This window comes from Novosphingobium sp. YAF33 (assembly GCF_052113265.1).
In the GTDB taxonomy this organism is placed as follows: Bacteria; Pseudomonadota; Alphaproteobacteria; order Sphingomonadales; family Sphingomonadaceae; genus Novosphingobium.
The window spans coordinates 315,770-340,612 of sequence record NZ_JBFRCW010000002.1 but is presented as its reverse complement, the minus strand read 5'-3'; the positions used below and the strand labels follow the sequence as shown (position 1 = coordinate 340,612).

Annotated in this window: 22 protein-coding genes; 16 read left to right on the top strand and 6 right to left on the bottom strand. The window is 65.8% G+C overall.

The window, feature by feature from the left end; genetic code table 11:
* Positions 1-105: 105 nt before the first annotated feature.
* From AB4Z00_RS05725 to AB4Z00_RS05715, 3 genes are read right to left on the bottom strand one after another with little or no spacing between them, the layout of a single operon-like run.
* Positions 106-1,803 carry a long-chain-fatty-acid--CoA ligase gene (locus tag AB4Z00_RS05725; protein ID WP_442045274.1) on the bottom strand — a complete coding sequence of 566 codons (1,698 nt, stop codon included), beginning with the start codon at positions 1,801-1,803 and terminating at the stop codon, positions 106-108.
* Positions 1,803-3,113, bottom strand: coding sequence for an OmpP1/FadL family transporter (locus tag AB4Z00_RS05720; protein WP_134093471.1), 1,311 nt, complete (start codon positions 3,111-3,113; stop codon positions 1,803-1,805). Before AB4Z00_RS05720 ends, AB4Z00_RS05725 begins: the two co-directional genes overlap by 1 nt.
* A 56-nt stretch (positions 3,114-3,169) precedes the next feature.
* Complete coding sequence (locus tag AB4Z00_RS05715; RefSeq protein ID WP_243654337.1) at positions 3,170-3,631, bottom strand: DUF2147 domain-containing protein; 462 nt, start codon at positions 3,629-3,631, stop codon at positions 3,170-3,172.
* Positions 3,632-3,802: 171 nt separating this feature from the next.
* On the opposite strand from AB4Z00_RS05715, the gene AB4Z00_RS05710 reads away from it, so the two are divergent.
* The 3 genes from AB4Z00_RS05710 (at position 3,803) to AB4Z00_RS05700 (ending at position 9,290) form a co-directional block, all read left to right on the top strand.
* Positions 3,803-4,939: a thiolase family protein gene (locus AB4Z00_RS05710; RefSeq protein ID WP_442045273.1), complete on the top strand. Its 1,137-nt coding sequence runs from the start codon at positions 3,803-3,805 to the stop codon at positions 4,937-4,939.
* Positions 4,936-7,266, top strand: coding sequence for a 3-hydroxyacyl-CoA dehydrogenase/enoyl-CoA hydratase family protein (locus AB4Z00_RS05705; RefSeq protein WP_442045272.1), 2,331 nt, complete (start codon positions 4,936-4,938; stop codon positions 7,264-7,266). Before AB4Z00_RS05710 ends, AB4Z00_RS05705 begins: the two co-directional genes overlap by 4 nt.
* 218 nt (positions 7,267-7,484) lie before the next feature.
* Positions 7,485-9,290 (top strand): acyl-CoA dehydrogenase C-terminal domain-containing protein, encoded by a 1,806-nt coding sequence (locus tag AB4Z00_RS05700; protein WP_442045271.1) that lies wholly within the window; start codon positions 7,485-7,487, stop codon positions 9,288-9,290.
* Positions 9,291-9,352: 62 nt separating this feature from the next.
* Here the strand turns inward: AB4Z00_RS05700 and AB4Z00_RS05695 are convergent, their stop codons facing one another.
* From AB4Z00_RS05695 to AB4Z00_RS05685, 3 genes are all read right to left on the bottom strand, one after another.
* Positions 9,353-10,024 carry a cytochrome b/b6 domain-containing protein gene (locus AB4Z00_RS05695; protein WP_442045270.1) on the bottom strand — a complete coding sequence of 224 codons (672 nt, stop codon included), beginning with the start codon at positions 10,022-10,024 and terminating at the stop codon, positions 9,353-9,355.
* Positions 10,021-10,530 (bottom strand): c-type cytochrome, encoded by a 510-nt coding sequence (locus AB4Z00_RS05690; protein ID WP_442045269.1) that lies wholly within the window; start codon positions 10,528-10,530, stop codon positions 10,021-10,023. The genes AB4Z00_RS05695 and AB4Z00_RS05690 overlap by 4 nt, the downstream gene beginning before the upstream one ends.
* A 117-nt stretch (positions 10,531-10,647) precedes the next feature.
* Complete coding sequence (locus tag AB4Z00_RS05685) at positions 10,648-11,721, bottom strand: 4-oxalomesaconate tautomerase (protein WP_442045268.1); 1,074 nt, start codon at positions 11,719-11,721, stop codon at positions 10,648-10,650.
* A 101-nt stretch (positions 11,722-11,822) separates the two neighbouring features.
* Here AB4Z00_RS05685 and AB4Z00_RS05680 point away from each other — a divergent pair, with 101 nt between their 5' ends.
* From AB4Z00_RS05680 to AB4Z00_RS05620, 13 genes are all read left to right on the top strand, one after another.
* On the top strand, positions 11,823-12,977 hold the full coding sequence (locus tag AB4Z00_RS05680; protein WP_132267400.1) for a LysR family transcriptional regulator: 1,155 nt from the start codon (positions 11,823-11,825) through the stop codon (positions 12,975-12,977).
* 98 nt (positions 12,978-13,075) lie between these two features.
* Positions 13,076-13,939 carry a DUF1932 domain-containing protein gene (locus AB4Z00_RS05675; RefSeq protein ID WP_442045267.1) on the top strand — a complete coding sequence of 288 codons (864 nt, stop codon included), beginning with the start codon at positions 13,076-13,078 and terminating at the stop codon, positions 13,937-13,939.
* 2 nt (positions 13,940-13,941) lie between these two features.
* Complete coding sequence (locus tag AB4Z00_RS05670) at positions 13,942-14,967, top strand: amidohydrolase family protein (protein ID WP_442045266.1); 1,026 nt, start codon at positions 13,942-13,944, stop codon at positions 14,965-14,967.
* Positions 14,964-15,377 carry a protocatechuate 4,5-dioxygenase subunit alpha gene (gene ligA, locus AB4Z00_RS05665; RefSeq protein ID WP_243654304.1) on the top strand — a complete coding sequence of 138 codons (414 nt, stop codon included), beginning with the start codon at positions 14,964-14,966 and terminating at the stop codon, positions 15,375-15,377. Before AB4Z00_RS05670 ends, ligA begins: the two co-directional genes overlap by 4 nt.
* A gap of 1 nt (position 15,378) precedes the next feature.
* Positions 15,379-16,290 carry a class III extradiol dioxygenase subunit beta gene (locus tag AB4Z00_RS05660; protein WP_442045265.1) on the top strand — a complete coding sequence of 304 codons (912 nt, stop codon included), beginning with the start codon at positions 15,379-15,381 and terminating at the stop codon, positions 16,288-16,290.
* 78 nt (positions 16,291-16,368) lie between these two features.
* A complete protein-coding gene (locus AB4Z00_RS05655) occupies positions 16,369-17,325 on the top strand; it encodes a Gfo/Idh/MocA family oxidoreductase (protein WP_442045264.1) in 957 nt (318 codons plus the stop codon).
* Positions 17,325-18,314, top strand: coding sequence for an aldo/keto reductase (locus AB4Z00_RS05650; RefSeq protein WP_442045263.1), 990 nt, complete (start codon positions 17,325-17,327; stop codon positions 18,312-18,314). The genes AB4Z00_RS05655 and AB4Z00_RS05650 overlap by 1 nt, the downstream gene beginning before the upstream one ends.
* 52 nt (positions 18,315-18,366) lie before the next feature.
* Entirely contained in the window at positions 18,367-19,320 is a 954-nt protein-coding gene (locus tag AB4Z00_RS05645) for a formate/nitrite transporter family protein (protein ID WP_314467134.1), read from the top strand.
* Between the two features lie 58 nt (positions 19,321-19,378).
* Positions 19,379-20,227, top strand: a complete 849-nt coding sequence (gene fdhD, locus AB4Z00_RS05640; RefSeq protein WP_442045262.1) for a formate dehydrogenase accessory sulfurtransferase FdhD — start codon at positions 19,379-19,381, stop codon at positions 20,225-20,227.
* A gap of 91 nt (positions 20,228-20,318) precedes the next feature.
* Positions 20,319-21,533: a toxic anion resistance protein gene (locus AB4Z00_RS05635; RefSeq protein ID WP_442045261.1), complete on the top strand. Its 1,215-nt coding sequence runs from the start codon at positions 20,319-20,321 to the stop codon at positions 21,531-21,533.
* Between the two features lie 5 nt (positions 21,534-21,538).
* Complete coding sequence (locus AB4Z00_RS05630; protein WP_442045260.1) at positions 21,539-22,258, top strand: hypothetical protein; 720 nt, start codon at positions 21,539-21,541, stop codon at positions 22,256-22,258.
* Positions 22,251-22,901: a YqiJ family protein gene (locus tag AB4Z00_RS05625; protein ID WP_442045259.1), complete on the top strand. Its 651-nt coding sequence runs from the start codon at positions 22,251-22,253 to the stop codon at positions 22,899-22,901. The genes AB4Z00_RS05630 and AB4Z00_RS05625 overlap by 8 nt, the downstream gene beginning before the upstream one ends.
* A gap of 169 nt (positions 22,902-23,070) precedes the next feature.
* On the top strand, positions 23,071-24,762 hold the full coding sequence (locus AB4Z00_RS05620) for a flotillin family protein (protein WP_132267385.1): 1,692 nt from the start codon (positions 23,071-23,073) through the stop codon (positions 24,760-24,762).
* The last annotated feature ends 81 nt before the right edge of the window (positions 24,763-24,843 follow it).

The following is a 24,843-nucleotide window of genomic DNA, read 5'->3' as shown; positions in this document are numbered from 1 at the left end:
CGCCGCCCGGCTCTCCCTCTTCCGGGTTTTCGCGCGGGGCTGCCGCCTGCGCGCCTGTTGCGGGAAGGGGCGCGCCGTTCGGAGTGAGTGCGGCTCCGGTGCCGCTCACGAATCCTGTCCCGAGGCGCGGCGCGCGGCCTCTTCCTCGACCAGCTCCTTCTTGGAGAGCTTGCCGACCAGCGTCTTGGGCAGGCTGTCGCGGAATTCGATCTGGCTTGGCATCTCGATCTTGTTGAGCCGTTCCTTGAGGAAGGCCATCAGGGTTTCCTGGTCCAGCGTATCGCCGGGATGGAGCGCCACGAAGGCCTTGGGCGCCTGCCCGCGATAAGTATCGGGAATGCCGATCACGATTGCCTCGTGCACCATCGGATGCTCGTAGAGCGCATCCTCGATCGTTCTCGGATAGACATTGTACCCCCCGCAGAGGATCATGTCCTTGATCCTGTCCACCAGGAACAGATAGCCGTCTTCGTCGAGATAGCCAACGTCTCCCGTGCGCAAGGCACCGTAGATGAAGGTCTTTTCCGATTCCTCGGGCCGGTTCCAGTAGCCGGACATGACTTGCGGGCCGCGCGCGCAGACTTCGCCGCGCTCGCCCTGGGGCATGACCTTATGCAGGTTGTCCGGATCGCGGATTTCCAGCACGGTTCCGGGGAAGGCCGGGCCGCAGGAATTGTTCTTCACGTCGCCTTCCAGCGGATTGCAGGCGATGATGGGGGAGGCTTCGGACAGGCCGTAGCCTTCCACCACGCGCACGCCGGTGCGCTGCTCGAACTTCTGGCGCACTTCCAGCGGCAGCGGCGCCCCGCCCGAGATGCAGACGCGCACCTGGTCGAACTCGCCGTGGAGCTGCTGGTTGTTGAGCGCGGTATAGAGCGTGGGAACCCCGAAGAACTGCGTTGGTTTGGTGCGCTTGGCGGTGGCCAGGAACGACTTCATCTCGAAACGCGGCAGCAGGATCATCTCGGCGGCGGTGTCCACCGAGTAGTTGAGCACCGTGGTCAGCGCGAAGACGTGGAACAACGGCAGGACGCCCAGCGTGCGCTCCTGCGTCTCCGGCATGTGGCCGACATGGGCGATCATCTGTGCCGAATTGGCGGCGAGGTTCGCGTGGCTGAGCATCGCGCCCTTGGGCACGCCGGTGGTGCCGCCGGTATATTGCAGCACGGCAAGGTCCGAGGGGGAGCGTTCGACGGGATCGGGATCGGCGTCGCGCGCGATCAGGTCCGCAAAGCGCAGGAAGCGCAAGTCGTGCGGCTCATGCGCGATGTCCTTGCGCTTGAGCAGGCGATAGGCGCGGCCCTTCAGCTTGGGCAGGGCATCGGCGATCGGGCAGACGATCACGCGGCGCAGTGCGCCCTTTCCGACCAGCGGCTCGATCTTGGGAAGTGAGAGCGCAAGGTCGGAGGCGACGATGAATTCCGCGCCGGAATCGTCCACCAGGTGCGCCATCTCGCGCTCGGTGTAGAGCGGGTTGAAGTTCACCACGATGCCGCCGATGCGCAGGATCGCGAAATAGCAGATCACGTAGTAGGGCGTATTGGGCAGGCACAGGCCCACCCGCGTCCCCCGCTTGACGCCGAGGTCCTGCAACCCCCGCGCCGCGCGTCGGGACAGGTCGCCGATCTCCTTGTAGGTCCACTTGCGGCCCATGAAGTCGATCGCCGGCCAGGTGCCGTGCGCTTCCACGGCATGGTCGAGCAGGTCGGTGAGCAACCGCGGCGCGATCGGCGGCATCTCTTCCGGAAGTTGGGAGGAGGTCTCCGGGGCGGAATGTCCGCCGATCGTCGCCGCGGCTCCCATCAGAAGGCCACCCGCGCGCCGAGCGAGAAGACCATGGCGTAAGCGTCCTGGAGGCTGCCGTTGGTGATCACCGGGGTCTGTGCCGCCGTGCCCGGATAGGCCGCGGTGATGCGGTCGATCGGCGCGTCCTTGAACGTGATGTACGAGGCGGCCGCGTCGATCGCGATCTTCTCGCTCATGTTCCAGGTGGTGCCGGCCGAGAAGTTCCAGCGGTTGCTGTCAGGCACGCGGGCATCGCGGTCGCCGCTGCTGGTCGGCGTCTCGCCGTACTGGATGCCGCCGCGCACGGTCCACTTCGGATTGACGTCGTAGTCCATGCCGAAGGCGTAGGAGAAGCCGTCCTTGTAGTTCTCGGGGATCTGCTGGTTGATCGGGGCGCCGAGATCGATGGTGTCGAACTTGCTCCAGCCGAAGGCCACGACTTGCGCGTTCAGCGTCAGCTGCTTGGTGGCGTGGATGCGGCCGGACATGATCGCCTGCCACGGGGTGGTGAATTCGGCCGTGGCGTCGAGCGTACGGTTCTGCGCGGCAAGCGGGCCGAGCAGGCCGTCGATGGTCAGCGAGCCGTCGAGCTTGTGCTTGATGGCCGACTTGTAGGCGACGCCGATCGAGGCGGGGCCGTTATGGTACTGGGCGCCGACCGACCAGCCCACGTCCCAGCCGCTGCCCTTGAGCTGCTGATGGCCGTCCGCCAGCAGCGGCGAGAGGTTGGGCAGGTAGTTGCCGAGGGTGGCGTCGACATGTTCGACGTTGGCAGCCGCGCCGATATAGAGGCCTTCGACCGGCTGGAAGGCGACGCTGGGCTGGATGTCGATCGTGCGCAGCTTGGTCTTGTCCGCGGAATAGCGGGCCCAGCTGTCGGCATCGTAATTGGTGGTGAAGGAATAAGGCGAGGTCACCGTCAGGCCGAAGGCGAACTTGCCGGTGCCGTAGGCGATCGAGCCGGAGGGCAGCACGCCGTTGTCGATGGGGTTCTTGGCCAGGCCATTGCCGCCGACCGGGGCAGGTGCCTGTCCGGGGCGGACGATCACGGTGCCGTCGTCCACCACTTTGCCGCGCGGCAGGATGACGCTGGCGTGGACCGAGGCCTGGCCGCCTTCGAGCCCGCCGATCGCAGCCGGGTTCCACCACAGCGAGTCAACGCCGGTATCGGCGGCCTCACCCGAGAAGGCGCGGCCCTGTGCGCGTACCGACTGTTCCTGAAGGTAGAAGGCCTGTGCATGGGCGGCGCCGGCAAAGCCGAACACGACGGCGGATGCGGCGGCCGATGCGGTGCCCGCGAGAAGAATGCGGCCCGAAGTGCGTTTCATATCCTTGAACTCCCTTAATTCTCTTATGCCCTGAACCTTCGTGTACCCGGTGCGCCTCAGGGGATGCGCGTCCAGGTCTGGGTCTTGCACAAGGGCCAGACGATGCAGCCCTTGAGCTTGAGGCTATTGGCCCCCGAAGGCGTTATCGTCGCCTTGTAGGTGCCGCCGTCCTCAGGATTGTAGATCTGTCCTTCGACCCATTCGTTCCCTTTGGCCTTGAAACCACCGACAATTTGCAGGCCTTTGATCTTGCGGCCACGCTGCGCGGTGTCCTTGTTGTTCACGTCGCGCAGGTCGGGGTTGGTCTTCAGGCCGTCCGAATCGACGAGCCGGCCGCAGACCGATTCGCCGCAGCGGCTGAGTTCGACGACCCCGTGCTTGGAAGGTGTGCGCCACTTGCCGACGACGGAGTCGCCGCCAGCCGCCAATGCCGGATTCGCGCCGGGAATTGCGATCAGGGCCGCGGCAACAAATGCCAGCCCCGCAGGTTTCCACTGTTTCATGAGCGACCTCTCCATCGTCTCCAACCGGACATCTTCTCACCGGCGGGACGGGGCCCTTACGGTGGGATGCTGATTTGTCGTAACCGATAATTTGCTTGACGTATAGGGAAAGAATTGCACCCTTAGGGAAGAAGACGACGCAGCCTGGGGAAGAGCCCTCGGCGCGTCGGCCCACGGAGAGAGTGCATGCAAAGTGTCGTGATCGCGGGTTACGCCCGCTCGCCCTTCCACTTGGCCAACAAGGGCGCGCTGGCGCGGGTCCGTCCGGACGACCTTGCCGCCCAGGTGATTCGCGGCCTCATCGCCAAGACCGGCGTGGAAGCTGCCGATATCGAAGACGTCATCGTCGGCTGCGCGTTCCCCGAGGGCGAGCAGGGCTTCAACGTCGCGCGTCTGGTGGCGCTGCTGGCGGACCTGCCGATCTCGGTTGGCGGCATGACCGTGAACCGTTTCTGCGGCTCTTCGATGAGCTCGATCCACTACGCCATGGGCCAGATCGCCATTGGCGCGGGCGAAGTCTTCGTCTGCGCCGGCGTCGAATCGATGAGCCGCGTGCCGATGATGGGCTTCAACCCGCTGCCCAATCCGGAGCTGGCGAAGAAGAGCGCCGCCTATATGTCGATGGGCGAAACCGCCGAAAACGTCGCCACCAAGTACCAGATCCCCCGCGCCGACCAGGAAGCGCTGGCCGTCTCCAGCCAACACAAGGCCGCCGCCGCGCGTGACGCCGGCAAGCTGACCGACGAGATCGTGCCGATCCAGACCAAGGGCGGGATCGTCAGCGAAGACGGCACCATTCGCGGCGAAACCACCGCAGAGGGCCTTGCCGGCCTGAAGCCCGCGTTCGATGCGGCAGGGTCAGTGACTGCCGGCACCTCCTCGCCGCTGACCGATGGCGCCAGCGCCGTTCTCGTCACCACCGAGGAATATGCCCGTGCCCACGGCTTGCCGATCCTCGCCCGCATCAAGTCGGTCGCGGTGTCGGGCTGCGCGCCGGAAACCATGGGTCTCGGCCCGATCCTTTCCAGCCAGAAGGCGCTTGAGCGTGCCGGTATCTCGGCCGGTGACCTCGACGTGGTCGAACTGAACGAAGCCTTCGCTTCGCAGGCGCTGGCCTGCATCAAGGACCTCGGCCTCGACATGGCGAAGGTGAACATCGACGGCGGCGCGATCGCCATCGGCCACCCGCTCGGCGCCACCGGCGCGCGCATCGTCGGCAAGGCGGCCTCGCTGCTGAAGCGTGAAGGCGGCAAGTACGCGCTCGCCAGCCAGTGCATCGGCGGCGGTCAGGGTATCGCCACGATCCTGGAGTCGGTGGAATGAGCGACAATATCATCAAAAAGGTCTGCGTGATCGGCGCCGGCACCATGGGTGCCGGGATCGCCGCTCAGGTCGCCAATGCCGGCGTGCCGGTGCTGCTGCTCGACATCGTCCCGAAGGACGCGACCAATCGCAATGTCGTCGCCGAAGGCGCCGTGGCGAAGATGCTCAAGACCGAGCCCGCGCCGTTCATGAGCAAGTCGGCCGCCAAGCTGGTCGAGACCGGCAATATCGAAGACCATCTCGACAAGGTTGCCGAATGCGACTGGGTGATCGAGGCGGTGATCGAGCGTCTGGACATCAAGCAGGGCCTCTACGCCAAGCTGGAAGCGGTGAAGCGTGACGGCACTGCCGTTTCGTCCAACACTTCGACGATCCCGCTCGCCAATCTGGTCGAAGGGCGTTCGGACGCGTTCAAGCGCGACTTCCTGATCACGCACTTCTTCAACCCGCCGCGCTACATGCGCCTGCTGGAGATCGTCACCGGCCCCGCGACCGACGCTGGCGTCGCCGCCAAGGTCGAGCAGTTCGCCGACGTTTCCATGGGCAAGACGGTGGTCAAGGCCAAGGACACGCCGGGCTTCATCGCCAACCGCATCGGCACCTACTGGATCCAGCTTGGCCTCAACGCCGCGTTCGACATGGGCATCACCATCGAACTGGCCGATGCCATTGCCGGCAAGCCGATGGGCGTGCCCAAGACCGGCATCTTCGGTCTTGTCGATCTGGTCGGCATCGACCTTATGCCGCACTTGCAGGCCAGCCTTACCTCGACGCTGCCCGCAGGCGACCTCTACCATGGCATCGCCCGCGACATTCCGCTGATCAACAAGATGATCGGTGATGGCTATACCGGCCGCAAGGGCAAGGGCGGGTTCTACCGCCTCAACAAGGAGGCCGGTCGCCGCAAGGAAACCATCGACCTTCAGACCGGCGAATACCGTCCTAGCATCAAGGTGCCCGGCCCGCGTGGCGCTGCCGCCAAGGGTGACCTCAAGGCACTGGTCGAAAGCAAGGGCGACATCGGCGCCTACGCCTGGGCCGTGCTGGGCGACACCTTGGCCTATGCCGCCAGCCTCGTGCCCGATGCCGCTTCGGACGTGGTTGCCGTCGATGACGCGATGAAGCTGGGCTACAACTGGAAGTCCGGCCCGTTCGAGATGATCGACAAGCTGGGCGCCAAGTATCTTGCCGAACGCCTCGCCGCCGAAGGCAAGGCCGTGCCCGCGATCCTGACCGTGGCGGGCGACCGCACGTTCTACCGGATCGAGAACGGCAAGCGCCAGTTCCTGGGCCTCGACGGCGAATACCGCGACATCGTCCGCCCCGAAGGCGTGATGCGCCTGGCCGATGTGAAGCTTTCGTCCAAGCCGATCATCCGCAATGCCTCGGACGCGCTGTGGGATATCGGTGACGGCGTCGTCTGCCTTGAATTCACCGGCAAGATGAACGCGCTCGACGGCGAAGTCATGAAGCTGATCGGGCAGGCTATCCCGCTGGTGGCGGCGCAGTACAAGGCGCTGGTGGTCTACAACGATGCCGACACCTTCTCGGCAGGCGCCAACTTGGGCCTCGCGCTCTTCGCGGTGAACATCGCCGCCTGGGGCGAGATCGAGAAGCTCGTGGCGGGCGGGCAGCTGGCCTACAAGGGCCTGAAGTACGCGCCGTTCCCGGTGGTCGGTGCTCCCGCCGGCCTCGCGCTCGGCGGTGGGTGTGAGATCCTGCTCCACTGCGACGCGATCCAGGCCCATGCCGAACTCTACTGCGGCCTTGTGGAATGCGGCGTCGGCCTCGTTCCCGGTTGGGGTGGCAATGGCGAGATGATCGACCGTTGGCGCAATGCGCCCGGCATGCCCAAGGGCCCGATGCCGGCGGTTGCCAAGGTGTTCGAGATGGTCTCGACCGCGCAAGTCTCCAAGTCTGCCCAGCAGGCGCGCGAGATGATGATCCTGCGGGGGGGCGACGGCATTTCGATGAACCGCGATCGCCTGCTGCATGACGCCAAGCAGAAGGCGCTGTCGCTGGTCGAGGGCTATACCCCGCCCGAAGCGCCCGAGTTCAAGCTGCCCGGCGCCGGTGGCCGAACCGCACTCGGCCTTGCGGTCGAAGGCTTCCACAAGCGCGGCATGGCGACCGACTACGACGTGGTCGTCTCCGGCATTCTGGCCGACGTGCTGACCGGCGGCGACGAGTTCGATCTCGTCGACACGGTGAGCGAGGGCGAACTGCTCAAGCTGGAGCGCGATGCCTTCATGGGCCGCCTGCGCGACGACCGCTCGGTCGCCCGCGTCGAGCACATGCTCGAAACCGGCAAGCCGCTGCGTAACTGAACCAAAGGAAAACCGGGCCGAGAGTGTGACCTGCCACCCCATCCTCCTTTCCTCGTTCCCTCCCTCGTCATTGCGAGCGGCGAAGCCGCGCGGCAATCCAGGGGCGTCGCAAACCGCCCTGGATTGCTTCGCTTCGCTCGCAATGACGAAGTGCGGGGTGCGACAGGAAGCGGGATGGGATGGGGCGAGTTCATCTCTCGACCTGCGAGGAGAGTGACATGCAAGTTTACGAAGCGCCCCTGCGCGACATGAAGTTCGTGCTCCACGAACTTCACACCGATGACGGCTTCGGCAATCTCGAAGCCCTGGCCGAATTCACCCCCGACCTTGTCGACGCGGTGCTGGAAGAGGCTGCCAAGGTGGCGCAGGAAGTCCTGCTGCCGCTGAACCGCAGCGGCGACATCGAGGGCTGCACGCTGGAAAACGGCGTGGTCCGCACCCCCAAGGGCTTCAAGGAAGCCTACGACATGTTCCGCGAAGGCGGCTGGTGTGCGCTGGCGTCCGATCCCGAATGGGGCGGGCAGGGGCTTCCCGAAGCGCTGAACAAGCTGACCGAGGAGATGATCTGCTCCGCCAACCTGTCGTTCAGCCTCTATCCCGGCCTCACCCACGGCGCGACCACCGCGATCGAGGGCTATGCCAGTGATGCGCTGAAGCAGGCCTACCTGCCCAAGATGGTCGAGGGCACCTGGTCGGGCACGATGTGCCTTACCGAACCGCATTGCGGCACCGACCTTGGCATGCTGCGCACCAAGGCCGTTCCCTCCCAAGATGCAAATGGGGGTGACGACAGCTACAAGATCTCCGGCGCGAAGATCTTCATTTCGGCGGGCGAGCACGACCTGACCGAGAACATCATCCACCTCGTCCTCGCCCGGCTTCCCGATGCGCCGGAAGGGGTGAAGGGCATCAGCCTGTTCCTGGTGCCGAAGTACCTGCCCAAGGAAGACGGCACGCCGGGCCAGTCCAACGGCATTTCGGTCGCCGCGATCGAGCACAAGATGGGCCTCAAGGCCTCGGCCACCTGCCAGCTCAACTTCGACGATTCGATCGGCTGGCTGGTCGGCACCGCGAACAAGGGCATGGAAGCCATGTTCAAGATGATGAACACCGAGCGCGTTTCGGTGGGCATCCAGGGCCTTGGCGTGGGTGAAGCTGCTTATCAGTCGGCCGTGTGGTACGCCAAGGACCGCGTGCAGGGCCGCTCGCTGTCGGGCGTGAAGAACCCCAAGGGTCCGGCCGATCCGATCATCGTCCACCCTGACGTGCGCCGCATGCTGATGACCGCGCGTGCCTACAACGAAGGCAGCCGCGCCGTCGGCGCCTGGGTCAGCCGCGCGCTCGATGCCGAAAAGCACGCGACCGATCCGGCCGTGAAGGCCCGCGCGGAAGACTTCATTGCGCTGATGACCCCTGTGGTGAAGGCGCTCTTCACCGACTGCGGCTATGAAAGCGCGAACCTGGCCGTGCAGGTCTATGGCGGTCACGGCTACATTGCCGAAAGCGGCGTGGAGCAGTTCGTGCGCGATGCCCGCATCGCCATGATCTACGAAGGCACCAACGGCATCCAGGCGCTTGACCTTGTCGGCCGCAAGATGCCCGCGCATGCCGGCCGCTATCTGCGCTCGTTCTTCCATCCCGTCTCGGACTTCATCGAGGCGAACAAGGCGGACGAGACGTTCGGCAAGATGATCGAGGGGCTGGAAAAGGCCTTCGGCGCGCTGCAGCTTTCGACCGGCACGATTGCCCAGAAGGGCATGAAGGACCCCGAGGAAGCCGGCGCCGCCGCGACCGATTATCTGCGCCTGATCGGCCTTGTCGCCATGGGCTACACGTTTGCCAAGGCGGCTCTGATCGCCAAGGCCAAGCTGGACGAAGGCACTGAGGACGCCGCGTTCTACACCGCCAAGATCGGCACCGCGCGGTTCTTCTTCGACCGTCTGCTGCCGCAGGCGACCGCCGCGTTCCTGGCGATCAAGTCGGGCAAGGCCTCGATGATGGCGCTGGACGTGGACATGTTCTGAGGCCCCGCTTCAGACGCGCGACGGACGGGGGTGGGCGCCGGGCGCCTGCTCCCGTTCCCGTATCAGGCTGCTCCGACCCAGACTATCCAGCCCACAAGCCAGGCGATGACCACACAGGCGATCAGCCGCCAGACGGGGGCTTTGACCATGCCGGTCGTACCGGCGGGCATCGCGCGCGCGCCGGTTACCATGGCTCCGATCAGCCGGTCCCGCTTCACCACGCGGTAATAAATGATCGCGCCCAGATGCACCACGATCATGGCCAGGATCAGATAGAACACGATCCCATGCAGCTCCGTCATCCGGCTGGCGGTGGAGGAGGACACCAGGTGATTGAGTGGCCCGGTGGTGCCGTCGTCCGGATCGCCCGCGAAGAAGCCCAGGGTGACCTGCAAGACCATGAGCCCGAGCATTGCCAGCACGCTCCATCCGCCCGCCGGATTGTGCCCGGCCGTTGGTTCGTGAGCGCCCGACCGCAAATGCGCCAGCACCGCGCCCGGCCCTCGCACGAAGCCCGAAAACCGCGCGGTCGAACTGCCGACGAAGCCCCAGAGCACGCGGATCACCAGCAGTTGCATCAGCACCGTGCCGATGCTGGTGTGCCAGCCCATCTCGCCGTTTTCGGCCGTCCACCAGAGCGCCGGGATCAGTGCCGCGAAGCTCCAGTGGATCACGCGGACCGGCCAGTCCCACAGGCGGGTGCGGACATCTGCCGCACCCTCGTGGCTGTTCACTGCTTCTTCTCGCGGAAGTTCTCGTGGCATCCCTTGCAGGCGCCGCCGATCTCACCCATCGCCACCTGAGCGCCTGCGGCATCCTTGGCGTCGGCTGCGATCTTGAGCTTGCCGGCAGCGGCGGCCAGCTTTTCGGCCGCGGCCGTGAATTCGGCGGGCTTGTCCCAGATGGCGGGGAGGGCTTGGGTCTTCTCGCCCGATTCCTTGCCGCTGCCCTTGGGGAACAGGCCGACGATCTTGCCCGCGTCCGTCTGGATCGAGGTGGCGGAAGCAGAGACGGCCGCGAAGTCCGGCGCGGAATCTTCCAGGGCTTCCTTGGCGGCCTTGTTGGCCTTGGCGATGGCCTTGAAATTGGCCTCTCGCGCTTCGATGGTGTCGGAAACCTTGACCGGGGCGCCGGAAGCGTCGGTCGTGGTCGCGGCCGGTTCCGAGCCCTTGCAGCCGGTCACGGCGGCTGCGAGCGCAAAGGCGGCTAGGGTGGTCGTCACGAATGTCTTCGATGCCATGTCGCTGCTCCTGGCAGTTATCTTTGAGCGGGAGGCCGTACTTTGCTTGCCCGTCGGCCCTGGTCCCAAGCGCTTGATAACCGCTGTTGTTGCTTTGCAGCGAATGGTTTTTCGCGCTTACCCGAAAACCACCCCGTCCATCAGCTTGCGCGCGGTGCGAAGGAGGGCGGCGCTCGTAACGGCGCCGCCCTCGTCCGTGTCGAGGACACAGGACATCTCGCCGGTCGGATGCTCGACCGACAGAGTCTTGCGGCGACCCTCGGGGATTTGTGCCACTTCAGCGGCGGGCGAGCCTTCGATCAGGCAGGCGGTCGCCACCGAGACCGCGCCGAGCACGCCGATCGTGGCGTGGGCGCGGTGGGGAATGAAGCTGCGCACGGTCACCGCGCCGCCATGCTTGGGCGGCGCGACCAGCATCATCTTGGGGACCGACTTGTCCTTCACGTCGCCGAGGTTCATCCGCTCGCCCACGGCCAGGCGGATGGCCTCGATCTTCGCTTTCAGTTCGACATTGGCGTCCAGGCTCTCGCGGTCCTCGTAGCCGGTGATCCCGACGTCCTCGGCCTTCATGACCACGCAGGGCATGCCGTTGTCGATCAAGGTCACGCGCACGCCGTTCACTTCGTCGGCGGCGTTGCCGGTGGGCAGCAGCGCGCCGCAGGAGGAGCCGGCAGTGTCGCGGAATTCCAGCGGGATCGGCGCATGAGTGCCCGGCACGCCGTCGATCGCGGCATCGCCCTTGTATGAAACCACGCCGCCCGGCGTCTGCACGGTGGCGACGGCGACCTGGCCGGTGTTCTCCATGAAGATGGCGACATTGGTTTCATCGCCTTTCGCCTCGATCAGCCCGCGCTCGATGGCGAAAGGGCCGATCCCGGCGAGGATATTGCCGCAGTTCTGCTGATCGCTGACAAGCGCCTGGTCGACGAAAACCTGGAGGAACAGGTAGTCCACGTCGATGCCCTCGCGGTCGGATTTGCTGACGACGGCGACCTTGCTGGTCAGCGGATCGGCGCCGCCCATGCCGTCGATCTGGCGCGGGTCGGGCGATCCCATGATGGAGAGAAGGAAGGCGTCGCGCGCCGCGGTGTCTGCGGGGAGATCGCTCTTGAGGAAATAGCCGCCCTTGGAAGTGCCGCCGCGCATCCACATGCAGCGTACGCCTGCTTGATCGGCTTGGATGGCACTCATGGCATTTCTCCTTTTCCCGCAGTCGGCCTCCTGCCGGAGCAGCGGGGCAGGGGGAAAGAGAAACTTTGGACCTGCCATAGGATTTGGCTAAGAGTGCCTCCATGGACATCTGGAACTTCAACCTTCGCCACTTGCGCGCAGTCGCCAAGATTGCCGAATTGGGGACGGTGAACGCGGCCGCACTAGCCGTGAACCTCAGTCAGCCCGCGATAACACAGGCGTTGGGGCGACTCGAGGCGATGATCGGCCTGCCTTTGTTCGAGCGCCGTCACGACGGCATGATCCCTACCCGCGCCGGAGAGATCCTGGCGCCGCGCATCGGCGCGGCGCTGTCCCATATCCAGAGCCCGCACGTCACCATGTCGCGCCTGCGGGCCTTGCTCGCGCTGGCCGAGACGGGCAGCTATGCCGGGGCCGGGCAGGAGACCGGGCTGTCGCTGCCCTCGATCCACCGTGCGGTCAACGATCTCGCGCTGGCGCTGCGCCGCCCGCTGGTGGCGCGGCAAGGCAAGTTCGTCATCACCACCGAGGCGGGCACCCAGCTCGCCCGCGAATTCCGCCTCGCCAAAGTCGAGCTGGAGGCGGGGCTGTCCGAAGTCGAGGCTCTGCGCGGGCTGGAGACGCGGCGCATCGCCATCGGCGCCATGCCGCTCTCGCGCGCCCGCATCCTCCCGGCCGCGGTGGCGCGGTTCCTGGCGCGGCGGCCCCGGGTGAAGCTCACCATCGTCGAGGGTTCGCGCGCCGAACTGGTAGAGCCACTGCGCAACGGCACGCTGGACCTCATGGTGGGCGCGCTGCGCGACCCGCTGGTGGAAGGCGATCTGGTGCAGCATCCGCTCTTCGAGGACCGGCCGGCGGTCTATGGCCGCAAGGGGCACCCGCTGGAAGGCACCGATCCCGGCGCGGCGGAGGTGGCCAGCTACCCCTTCACCCTGCCGCCGCGCGGAACGCCGCTGCGCGACAGTTTCGAGCGCTATTTTCGCGAACACGATGTGGCGCTTCCGGACGTGCCGGTCGAATCGGGCTCGGTGATGATGATCCGTCAGGTGATGATGGGCGGCGATTTCCTCACCGTGCTTTCGCCCGATCAGGTCACGGTCGAAGTGGAGGCGGGCTGGCTTTGCGCATTATCGCGGCTTCCGGCTGAATTTACCCGCCATATCGGCATGACCACCCGCGCGTCGCTGCGGCCGACCGAGGTGCAGAGCGAATTCTTCGCCGACCTGGAGTGGGCGGCGAAGGAGGTTTCGCGGTAGCGCGCGCGATCATGGCATGACGCGCTTATTGCACTGAGCTTATAGCTTCCGGGTGGTTCCGATTGGCGGCTTCCGGGCAATCGGGCCAGACTGGCAGCATGAACAGGTCCATTGCCCTTATCGGGTTCGGAGAGGCCGGATCGACGTTTGCGGGAGCTGGGGACTGGGCCGGACAGGCCCGTGCCTTCGATATCCTTCCCGAACGCCGCGACGTCATGACCGAACTCGGCATCACCGTTTGCGACAGTGCCGCCGAAGCGCTTGAGGGCGCCGAACTGGTGTTGTCGCTCGTCACCGCTGACGGCGCGCCGAAAGTGGCCGAGGCCGTCGCGCCGCTGCTGGGTGAGGGCGCGCTGTTCTGCGACATGAACTCGGTTGCGCCCGGCACCAAGCGCGCCGCCGCCAAGGCCATCGCCAAGGGCAAGGGGCGTTACGTGGACGTGGCCGTGCTTGCCCCCGTAAACCCCGCGCGCATGAAGGTGCCGCTGCTGGTGGCCGGGCCTGACGCCGCCGAGGCGCAAGCGGCTCTGGAGGCGGTAGGCTTCACCCATGTCCGCACCGTGGGCGCCGATGTCGGCCGCGCTTCGGCGATCAAGCTGGTGCGCTCGGTCATGGTGAAGGGGCTTGAGGCCCTGACGGCCGAGATGATGATGGCCGCCCATGCAGAGGGCGTGGCGGACGAAGTGCTTGCCTCGCTCGATGCCAGCGAGAAGGCCATTTCCTGGACGGAGCGGGCAGACTACAATCTCGACCGCATGCTGGTCCACGGCCGCCGCCGCGCTGCCGAGATGGACGAAGCCGCGGAAATGCTGCGTTCGCTGGGCATTCCGCCGCTGATGACCGAAAATACCGTCGCCTGGCAGCAGGCGCTGGGCGAGCTGGGCCTGGTGCCGCCGCCCGAAGGATTCGAAGCCAAGCTTGCGGCCGCGGTCGCGGCGGGCGTACTCAAGGGAGAGAATTGAGCATGTCGCTCATCATCGACTGTCACGGTCACTATACCGTTCTGCCCAAGGCGCATGACGCCTGGCGTGAAGCCCAGATCGCCGCTTTCAAGGCCGGTGAAGAAGCGCCGCCATACCCCGAGATTTCCGATGCGGAAATCCGCCAGACGATCGAGGATAACCAGCTTCGCCTCATCAAGGAGCGCGGCGCCGATCTTACTGTGTTCAGCCCGCGCGCCAGTGCGATGGCGCACCATGTCGGCGATCAGGCCATGTCCGAGGCATGGGCGGTTCACTGCAACAATCTTATCGCCCGCGTGGTGAACATGTTCCCCGAGACGTTCGTGGGCGTGTGCATGCTGCCGCAGAGCCCCAAGGCGGACCTTTCCGCTTCGGTGAAGGAACTGCGCCGCTGCGTTGAGGAGCTGGGCTTCATCGGCTGCAACCTCAATCCCGATCCGGGCGGCGGCCACTTCGAGCATCCGCCGCTGACCGACGAATACTGGTTCCCGATCTACGAGGCGATGAGCGAGCTGGACGTTCCGGCGATGATCCACGTCTCCGGTTCGTGCAACCCGGCGATGCACGCCACCGGCGGCTTCTACATCGCGGCGGACACGGTGGCTTTCATGCAGCTGATGCAGGGCGACCTCTTCGCGAAGTTCCCCAAGCTGCGCTTCATCATCCCGCATGGGGGCGGCGCGGTGCCGTACCACTGGGGCCGTTATCGCGGGTTGGCGGACATGCTGAAGAAGCCTTCGCTCGACGAATACATCATGAACAACGTGTTCTTCGATACCTGCGTCTACCACCAGCCGGGCGTGAACCTGCTGGCCGACGTGATCGACAACAAGAACATCTTGTTCGGCTCCGAAATGGTCGGCGCGGTGCGCGGGATCGACCCGCAGACCGGCTTCTACTTCGACGACACCAAGCGCTATGTCGACGCGCTCGACATCTCGGACGAGGAGCGCCACGCGATCTTCGAAGGCAATGTGCGCAAGGTCTTCCCGCGCCTTGACGCCAAGCTCAAGGAACGCGGCCTGTGACCGACAAGATCACCGACATCCACGCCTATCTCGGCGAGTTCGACGATATTCCGGGCACGCGCGTCTACACGGCGAAGCGCGCGCGTCAGGGCTATCACCTGAACCAGTTCGCGATGAGCTTGATGAAGGCGGAAAACCGCGAGCGCTGGAAGGCCGACGAACGCGCCTATCTCGACGAATGGCCGATGACCGAGGACCAGAAGCTGGCCGTGCTCGCGCGCGACTACAACCGCCTGCTGGACCTGGGCGGCAACATCTACTTCCTCGCCAAGGTCTTCTCGACCGACGGCCTGAGCTTCCTTCAGGCCGTCTCGACGATGACCGGCATGTCGGTTGAGGATTATCAGGCGATGATGATCGCCGGGGGCCGCTCGCCCGAAGGCGTGCGCTCCATCAAGGAGCACCGCTAAGATGGCCCGCATTACGCACGGCATCGCCTGTAGCCATATCCCCGCGCTCGGCGTCGCCAGCGACTTCGACAAGTGGGAAGATCCCTACTGGAAGCCGATCCAGGAAGGCTTCGCACCCACGCAGGCGTGGGAAGCAGAGAACCTGCCGGACGTCGTGATCCTGGTCTACAACGATCACGCATCGGCCTTCGACATGAAGATCATCCCGACTTTCGCGATCGGCTGCGGCGAAAGCTACAAGCCTGCGGACGAGGGCTGGGGCCCGCGCGCGGTGCCCGACGTGGAAGGCCATCCGGACCTTGCCTGGCACATCGCGCAGAGCCTGATCCTCGACGAGTTCGACATGACCATCATCAACGAGATGGACGTCGACCACGGCCTTACCGTTCCGCTGTCGATGATGTTCGGCAAGCCTGCCAAGTGGCCGGTGAAGGTGATCCCGCTGGCGGTCAACGTCGTCACTTATCCGCCGCCGTCGGGCAACCGCTGCTGGGCGCTGGGCGAGGCGATCGCGCGTGCCGTGGAAAGCTTCGATGAAGACCTGAACGTGCAGGTCTGGGGCACCGGCGGCATGAGCCACCAACTCCAGGGCCCGCGCGCGGGCCTCATCAACCGCGAGTGGGACACCATGTTCCTCGACAAGCTGTCGGGCGATACGCAGGAACTGCGGTGCATTCCGCATATCGAATACCTGCGCGAAACCGGCAGCGAAGGCATCGAGATGGTGATGTGGCTGATCATGCGCGGCGCGCTGGGCAAGGAAACGCGCGAGCTGCGGCGCTTCTACCACGTGCCCGCCAGCAACACGGCCGTGGGCCACATCGTGCTGGAGCCGGTGAACGGCGATGTTCCGCCCTCGACCACCGTCGAAGGCAACAATGCCGAAGCTCAAACTCTGATCGACTGCCCCTGATCGACTTACCGATTCCGCGTGCCGGTGGTTGACGCCGGCACGCCCTTTGTCTTTGACAGACACCCCAAGGAGATTCCCATGCGTATTGCCCTCGTAGGCGCCGGCGCTTTCGGTGAAAAGCACCTCGACGGCCTCAAGAACATCGACGGCGTAGAGATCGCCTCGGYCATCAGCCGCTCGGCCGAGCAGGCTGCCGAAGTGGCTGCCAAGTACGGCGCGCCGCACTCCGGCACCGATCTGGCCGAAGTGCTGGCCATGCCGGACGTCGATGCCGTGATCCTCTGCACCCCCACGCAGATGCACGCCGAACAGGCCATCGCCTGCATGAACGCCGGCAAGCACGTCCAGGTCGAAATTCCGCTGTCGGACAGCTGGGCCGATGCCGAGGCGGTTGTGGCGAAGCAGAAGGAAACCGGGCTGGTCTGCATGGTCGGCCACACCCGCCGCTTCAATCCTTCGCACCAGTACGTGCATGGCAAGATCACCGCGGGTGAGTTCAACGTCCAGCAGATGGACGTGCAGACCTACTTTTTCCGCCGCAAGAACATGAACGCCAAGGGCCAGCCGCGCTCGTGGACGGACCACCTGCTGTGGCACCACGCCGCGCACACGATCGACCTGTTCGCCTACCAGTCGGGCAAGATCGTCGCCGCCAACGCGCTGCAGGGCCCGAAGCACCCCGAACTGGGCATCGCCATGGACATGTCGATCCAGCTGAAGGCGGAAACCGGCGCGATCTGCACGCTCTCGCTCTCGTTCAACAACAACGGCCCGCTCGGCACGTTCTTCCGCTACATCGGCGACAGCGAGACCTACATTGCGCGTTACGACGATCTGGTGAACGGCCGTGAAGAGCCGATCGACCTCACCGGCGTCACCGTGTCGAACAACGGCATCGAGCTTCAGGACCGCGAATTCGTGGCTGCCATCCGCGAAGGGCGTGAGCCCAATTCGTCGGTCGGCAAGGTGCTCGATTGCTACCGCGTGATCGGCGAACTGGCCGAGAGCCTCGAAGCGCAGGACGGCTGGTCCTGATGACGAAACGCCTCCTCGCGGGCCGTCCGGTCCACTCCGTCGGTCTCGGCTGCATGAATGTGGCCTGGGCCTACGGCAATCCGCCGTCTCGCGAGGAGGCGGTCGCGTTGTTCCGCCACGCTTTGGATGCGGGCTGCGATCACTTCGACACTGCCAACATCTACGGCATGGGGCTGAGCGAGGAGATCCTCGGCGAAGCCATCATGGACCGTCGGGACGAGTTCCTGCTGGCCTCCAAGACCGGCATCCTGATCGACGGCGCCCGCCGCGGGATCGACTGCGCGCCCGGCAGCATCACCGCCTCGCTCGACGCCAGCCTGAAGCGGCTGGGTACCGATCATATCGACCTGTTCTACATGCACCGCTTCGATCCGAAGGTGCCGATTGCCGACTCGGTGGGCGCCATGGTGCGCGCGATCGAGGCCGGCAAGATCGGCGCCTATGGCGTGTCCGAATGGTCCGCCGCGCATATCCGCGAGGCGCATGCCGTGCACCCGGTGGCAGCGGTGCAGACCGAATATTCGCTCTGGACCCGCAACGTGGAACTGGGCGTGATGGATGCCACGCGCGAACTCGGGATCGCGCTCGTCGCCTTCTCGCCGGTCGCGCGCGGGGCGCTGGGCGGTGAGCTGACCGATGTGAACACGCTCACCGAGAAGGATCTGCGTCGCAATTTCCCGCGCTTCATGGGCGAGAACTGGGCGCACAACCTGGCGCTGATCGCGGAGTTCAACGCTCTGGCCGCTTTGGTCCAGGCAACCCCGGCGCAGCTCGCGCTCGCCTGGGTGCTGGCGCAGGGCGCGCACGTCCACGCAATTCCGGGCACCCGATCGATCCCGCATTTCGACCAGAACCATGCCGCAGCCGATCTCCGGATCGACGCCGCCGTTCTGGAAAAGGCGGGGGAGCTGATGAACCAGCAGACCATCGCCGGCCATCGCTACCCGGACACGATCAAGCCCAGCATCGATACCGAGGACTACGTCTGACCCGCTTCTGCGCGGCGGAGCACGCCTCCGCCGCATCGGGGAATAAGGAACCATGCGTTCCGGGGGCGGTTCTGACGGCATGGACAATGCCGCCGAAACCGCCCCCAAGTCCGACTCGGCCCAATCCGGCTCCGACGACGAGCGCGACCTCTCGCACGACGATCCCGAGCGGCAGGAAACCGACCGCGACATAGAGCAGGACGAATCCGGCCTGACCGGCCACGAGCGCGGCCAGATCAAGGACAACTTGCGGCTTTCCGCAATCACCGTCTTCTCGGTGATCCGCCGCGAGGGCGAAGAGGAACTGCACCGCCCGGCGATGTCGCTGTGGTTCTCGGGGATCGCCGCCGGGATCGGCATTTCCACCTCTGTCTTCGCGCAGGGCCTGCTGCACAACGCTTATGCGGACCACCCGCAGCGCGAGCTGATCGCCGCTTTCGGCTATGCCATGGGCTTCGTGCTGGTGGTGCTCTCGCGCCTCCAGCTTTTCACCGAGAACACCCTGACGGCGGTGCTGCCGCTGCTCGCCAGCCCGAACCTGGAGCGGCTCTGGCGCACCGGGCGGCTCTGGGCGATCGTGCTGGCGGCCAATCTCCTGGGCACGTTCCTGACCGCGCTGCTGGTCGACATCTTCGCCGATCCCGCCCATCCCACCGTGGCGGGCATGCTCGACGTCTCCCGCAAGGCCGCCGAGGCGCAGGGTTGGACCGCCCTGCTGGACGGCGTACCGGCGGGCTTCTTCATCGCGGCATTCGTGTGGATGCTGCCCAGTTCCAAGGGCTTCGAGATCTTCGTGGTCGCGCTGTTCGCCTGGCTGATCTCGGCCGGCGGCTTTGCGCATGTCGTGGCGGGGTCGACCGAGATGTTCCTGCTGGTGCTTCACGGAGAGCTGCCGATCCTGGACGCTTTCACCTTGCATCTGGCGCCCACGCTGCTGGGCAATGTGATCGGCGGCACCGGCCTTTTCGCGCTGCTGGCCTTCGGACAGATCAAGGCGGAGATTTGACCCGTTCCAATCCGGCAGGGGGGATGACCGCGGCCGGCCGCCCGGCTAGAAAACGCGCATGAACGGTGCAGAGACAATCAGGGTCCGGCGCAGTGCCTATGGCGCGCGGATGGCCGCGGAAAACCCCGCGGGAGAGGCTTTCGCGATCCCCGTGGAAGCGCCGGTAGCGATAGAGACCAACGGCATCGCTTACGCAGTGATGATGGCGACCCCGCTGCAGATCGAGGATTTCGTGACCGGTTTCCTCATGGCCGAAGGGTTGGCCGCCGCCGATGAAGTGGGCGAGGTGGCCGTTCACGCGGTGGAGAACGGGGACTGGGGCGCCGGCTACGTCGCCCGCGTGAACCTGCCGCCGGAACGGCTGGGCCTGATCGTCGAGCGGGCGCGGCGCCGCGTGGGAGACAGCTCCTGCGGCATCTGCGGCATCGAGGGTGTGGAAGCGGCCCTGCGGCCCCTGCCGCTGCTGACCCGCCGCAGCGAGGCCGGCCCCCCGGCGATCCGCTGCGGGCTCGATGCCCTGCGCGCCGGCCAGGTGCTGGGGCGCGAAACCCACGCCACCCATGCGGCCGCCTTCTGCGACGAGGCGGGCAATGTCATCGCGCTGCGCGAGGACGTGGGCCGCCACAATGCGCTCGACAAGCTGGTGGGCGCGCTCGCCCGTGCAGGGGTCGATCCGGCGCAGGGCTTCATTATCGTCACCTCGCGCTGCTCGTACGAACTGGTGGAGAAGACGGCGCGCGCCGGTTGTCCGCTGCTGGTGGCGATCTCCGCCCCCACGGATCTGGCCGTCCGCCGGGCGCGGGCGGCGGGGCTCAGGCTCTGCTTCGTGGCGCGGGACGATACGATGCTGGTGATGCCGGACGGCGCGGAGACCGACGAAGGGGCCACCCCGCTCGTCGAACCGTAAAGCGACGCCTTCCTGTTTTGCTTGCAGTATTCGCCGGCAATCCTAGATTCGTGGCCAGGACACATTTCTTGAAGGACGGGGATTTTCTTTCATGGCGACGACGACCGATCAGGCAGTTGGGGGTGAGCTGAAGCTGACGCCTCCCGATCCGGTGCCCGTGGTCCAGCCCGAGAAGGCGGCCGGTCTCGTGCCCGTGGGCGATGAGCAGAAGTCCAAGCTGCAGGTCCGGGTGGACGAGTTCGTGGCCGATCTCGTCTCGCAGGACGTGAACTCGCCCGAATTCGGCCGCCGTGTCGACCAGATCACCAGCATGGGCCGCAAGGAGATTTCCGAGGCTTCAGGCCAGTCCAACCGCTTCCTCGACCGCCCGGTGCGCGCGATGGACAAGGACGCCGGTGTCGGCGCCGACCTTGCCGAACTGCGCCGCACCGTGGAAGACCTCGACCCCTCCACCAAGGGCGACCTGCTCTCGCGCCGCAAGATCTTCGGGATCATCCCGATGGGCAACAAGCTGCGCAACTATTTCGACGGCTACCAGAGCGCGCAGGGCCATATCGGCGCGATCCTCGCCCGCCTGCAGGGCGGCAAGGACGAGCTGCTGATGGACAACGCCTCCATCGACGTGGAGCGCCAGAACCTCTGGGCGGCGATGGGCAGGCTCGAACAGATGATCTTCATGTCGAAGGCGCTGGACGAGACGCTGGAACAGAAGGCCGCCGATCTCGACCATGTCGACCCCGCCAAGGCCAAGGCCGTGCGCGAGAGCGCGCTGTTCTACGTGCGCCAGCGCACGCAGGACCTGCTGACGCAGATGGCGGTCTCGGTGCAGGGCTATCTCGCGCTCGATCTGGTGAAGAAGAACAATGTCGAGCTGATCAAGGGCGTCGACCGCGCTTCCACCACCACCGTCGGCGCGCTGCGCACGGCCGTCACGGTGGCGCAGGCGATGGCCAACCAGAAGCTGGTGCTGGACCAGATCACCGCGCTCAACACCACGACCGCGCGGATCATCGACGGCACCGGCCAGATGCTGAAGGACAACACCGCGCGCATCCACGAGCAGGCGGCGAACGCCACGATCCCCCTGGAGACGCTCAGCCGCGCCTTCCAGAACATCTACGACACGATGGATTCGATCGACACCTTCAAGATGCAGGCGCTCGATTCCATGAAGCAGACCGTGCAGTCGCTGGAGGGTGAGGTCACCAAGTCCAAGGCCTATATCGCCCGCGCGCAAGGCCAGGCCGAAGGCACGGCGCTGGGCAGCGACAAGACGACGAAGGCCATGCTCGAGGCGCTCGACTGACAGCCATGGCCAATTCCGTCACGCCCCGCAGTCGCAATGCCGTGAACCAGGAAGTGATCCGTGCCGCACGCCGCCAGCGCGCGGCGCGGCTTTACAATGCCCGCAAGGAGCGTTGGAGCTTTCGCTGGCGCCGCATTCGCCGTGCTTTCCTGGCGCTGTTCGGCATCTTCATCGTGGCCCTGACCGCCGGGCTGATCCTCGGCGGTCTGTCTTTCACCACCACGGTGCTGACGACGCTGCTGGCCTTCGCGGTGTTTATGGTGCTCTCGATCTATCCCGCCACGCCCAAGCTCCGTGCCGAGGAACTGGGCAGCGCGACATTGCCCGAACTGGCCGGATCGGCGGAACTCTGGCTGGAAACGCGCCGCCGGGCCTTGCCCAATGCCGCGGTCGATGCCGTGGACATGATCGGCGTGCGCCTCGAACAGCTGGCGCCGCAGCTTGCCACCTTGCAGGACAACGGCCCCGCCGCGCATGAAGTGCGCAAGCTGCTGTCGGAACACCTGCCTTCGCTGGTGGACAGCTATACCCGCATTCCCGCCGAGCTGCGCAACAAGACCCATGCCGGCAGCACGCCTTCGCAGCAGCTGGTGGAAGGGCTCAACGTCATCGCCGGCCAGATCGAGGCGATGAGCCTGGACCTCTCGCGCGGAGACCTGGATGCGCTGGCGACGCGCGGCCGTTTCCTAGAGACCAAGTATATCGACGCGAGCGACGATGGTTGAGCTGCTGACGAGGGCGGGGAGCCTGCCGTTTTCGGTCGCCCTGGCCCTGATGCTGATGTTCGCCCTGCTCCAGATCGTCGGTCTCGGCGATTTCCTCGGCGGCGATACCCACCTCGATGTTCATGCGGGCGTCCATGGGACCCTCCACGGGCATGGCGGCGTCGATGCAGGGCTGCTGTCGGTGCTCGGTCTTGGCCGGGTGCCGTTCCTGATGTGGCTCATGCTGCTGCTCACCGTGTTCGGCCTGATCGGCATTTCCGCGCAGGAGCTGCTGCTCTCGCTGACCGGGAGCCCCTGGAGCGCGTGGCTCGTCGCGCCTGTCGTTGCCCTCGTTTCGCTGCCGATCACTGGCGCGCTGTCACGGGGGCTGGGCCGGATCATCCCGCAGGACGAGACGAGCGCGATCGACGTGTCGGCGCTGGTCGGGCGGGAAGCGGAAATCCTGGTCGGGACCGCGCTGGCCGGAAGCCCGGCGCGCGGGCGCGTGTTCGATCACTACGGCCAGGCGCATAATGTCATGGTGGAGCCCGATCTGCACGACCAGCGCTTCGTGCAAGGCGAAAAGGTGCTGCTGGTGCGGCGCGAGGGCGACTTGTTCAAGGCCATTGCGCGCGGCGACCATTACCTGCCGCGCCTGGACTGAAAAAAGGGCCGCGCGTCAGGCCGTGACAACTGCGGTTAACGCTTTGAAAGCACGGCGCGTCAGGCCGGTTTTCCTGGGAATTCCGGGCCCGTTCTGCTAGCTTTCCTGTCTATTTGATTGCGTGGTCCCGCGCTTCTGGCCGGACGACGCCAGGGGGAGTATCGAAGACATGCAAGACCTCGTCGGCATCGGAATTCTAGCCGGCATCGCCCTCGTCCTGTTCCTGGCGCTGGGCCTGATGCTCGCGCGGCTCTACAAGCGCGCATCCAAGGAAATCGGCTTCGTGCGCACGGGCTTCGGCGGCGAGCGCGTGGTCATGAACGGCGGCGCGCTGGTCCTGCCGGTCTTCCACGAGACGATGCCCGTCAACATGAACACCGTGCGCCTGGCGGTGGAGCGCAAGAACCAGGATGCGCTCATCACGCTGGACCGCCTGCGCATCGACGTGAAAGCCGAATTCTACGTGCGCGTCCGCCCCGATGCCGGTGCCATCGCCATGGCGGCGCAGACCCTGGGCGCCCGCACCATGCATCCCGAAGCGCTGAAGGAACTGGTCGAAGGCAAGTTCGTCGATGCGCTGCGCTCGGTCGCGGCGGGCATGACGATGAACCAGCTTCACGAACAGCGCGCGGACTTCGTGCAGAAGGTGCAGCAGGTTTCCTCGTCCGATCTCGCGATGAACGGGCTTGAGCTGGAATCAGTGTCGCTGACCGGGCTGGACCAGACCTCGATCGAGCACTTCAATGCCAACAACGCCTTCGATGCCGAGGGTCTCACCAAGCTGACCGAGCAGATCGAACTGCGCAAGAAAGCGCGGAACGACATCGAGCAGGACACCCGCGTCCAGATCGAAACCAAGAACCTGGAAGCGGAGCGCCAGTCGCTCTCGATCCAGCGCGACAACGAATTCGCCAAGCTGGAGCAGGAGCGCGAGATCGAGATGCGCCGGGCCGAGCAGGCAGCCGAAGTCGCGCGCGAGCAGGCCTTGCGGGGGCGCGAGGCCGAGGAAGCGCGGATCATCGCCAAGCAGCAGGTCGATTCGCAGCAGATCGAATCGGATCGCACCATCCAGCAGGCCAAGATCGCGCAGGCCCAGGCCGTCGAACTCGCGCGCCAGGGGCAGCAGATCGCCATCCAGAACAAGAGCCGGGAGGAAAGCCAGGCCAAGGCTGACGCCGACGAGGCCCGCGCCAAGGCGGTCGCCGCCGAGGAACAGGTCATCACCAGCCGTGAGACCGAGATCGCCGAGCGCGCCAAGCGCATCGAACTGATCGAGGCCAGCAAGGAAGCCGAGCGGCAGGCGATCTCGGTCAAGGTGGAAGCCGAAGCCGAACGCGAAGCCGCCGCCAACCGCGCCGAGGCCTTCCGCCTGGCCGCCGAGGGCGAGGCCGAGGCCGAGAAGCTCCGCGCCGAAGCCGCGCGCGTGCGTTTCGAAGTGGAAGCGGCGGGTCAGCGCGCGGTCAACGAAGCGGCGAACCTGCTCTCGTCCGACCAGATCTCGCTGCAGATGAAGCTCGCCCTGCTCAAGGTTCTGCCGGAAGTCGTGCGCGAATCCGTGCGGCCGCTGGAGGCGATCGATTCGATCAAGATCGTGCAGGTCGACGGTCTGACACAGAAGGGCGGTTCATCGGCTTCGTCGGCTTCGGTCGGCGGATCGGGCAACTTGGCCAACGACGCGGTCAGTGCCGCGCTTGCATACCGTGCGCAGGCCCCGGTGATCGACGGGTTGATGAAGGAGCTTGGCCTTGACGGTGCGTCGCTGGCCAATCTCGTGCAGGGCGCGGCGCAGGTTCCGGTGGCGCCCGCCATCCATGCCCCGGCGAACGACGCCAGCGCGGGTGTTGTGCGCGAAGCGGAGTGAATCCGGGCGGGCGGCGCCCGCCCGCTCATCGCCCCGGCGACCCGGCTCCCGGTGTCGCCGGGGAGACCGCGTGCTAGCTCT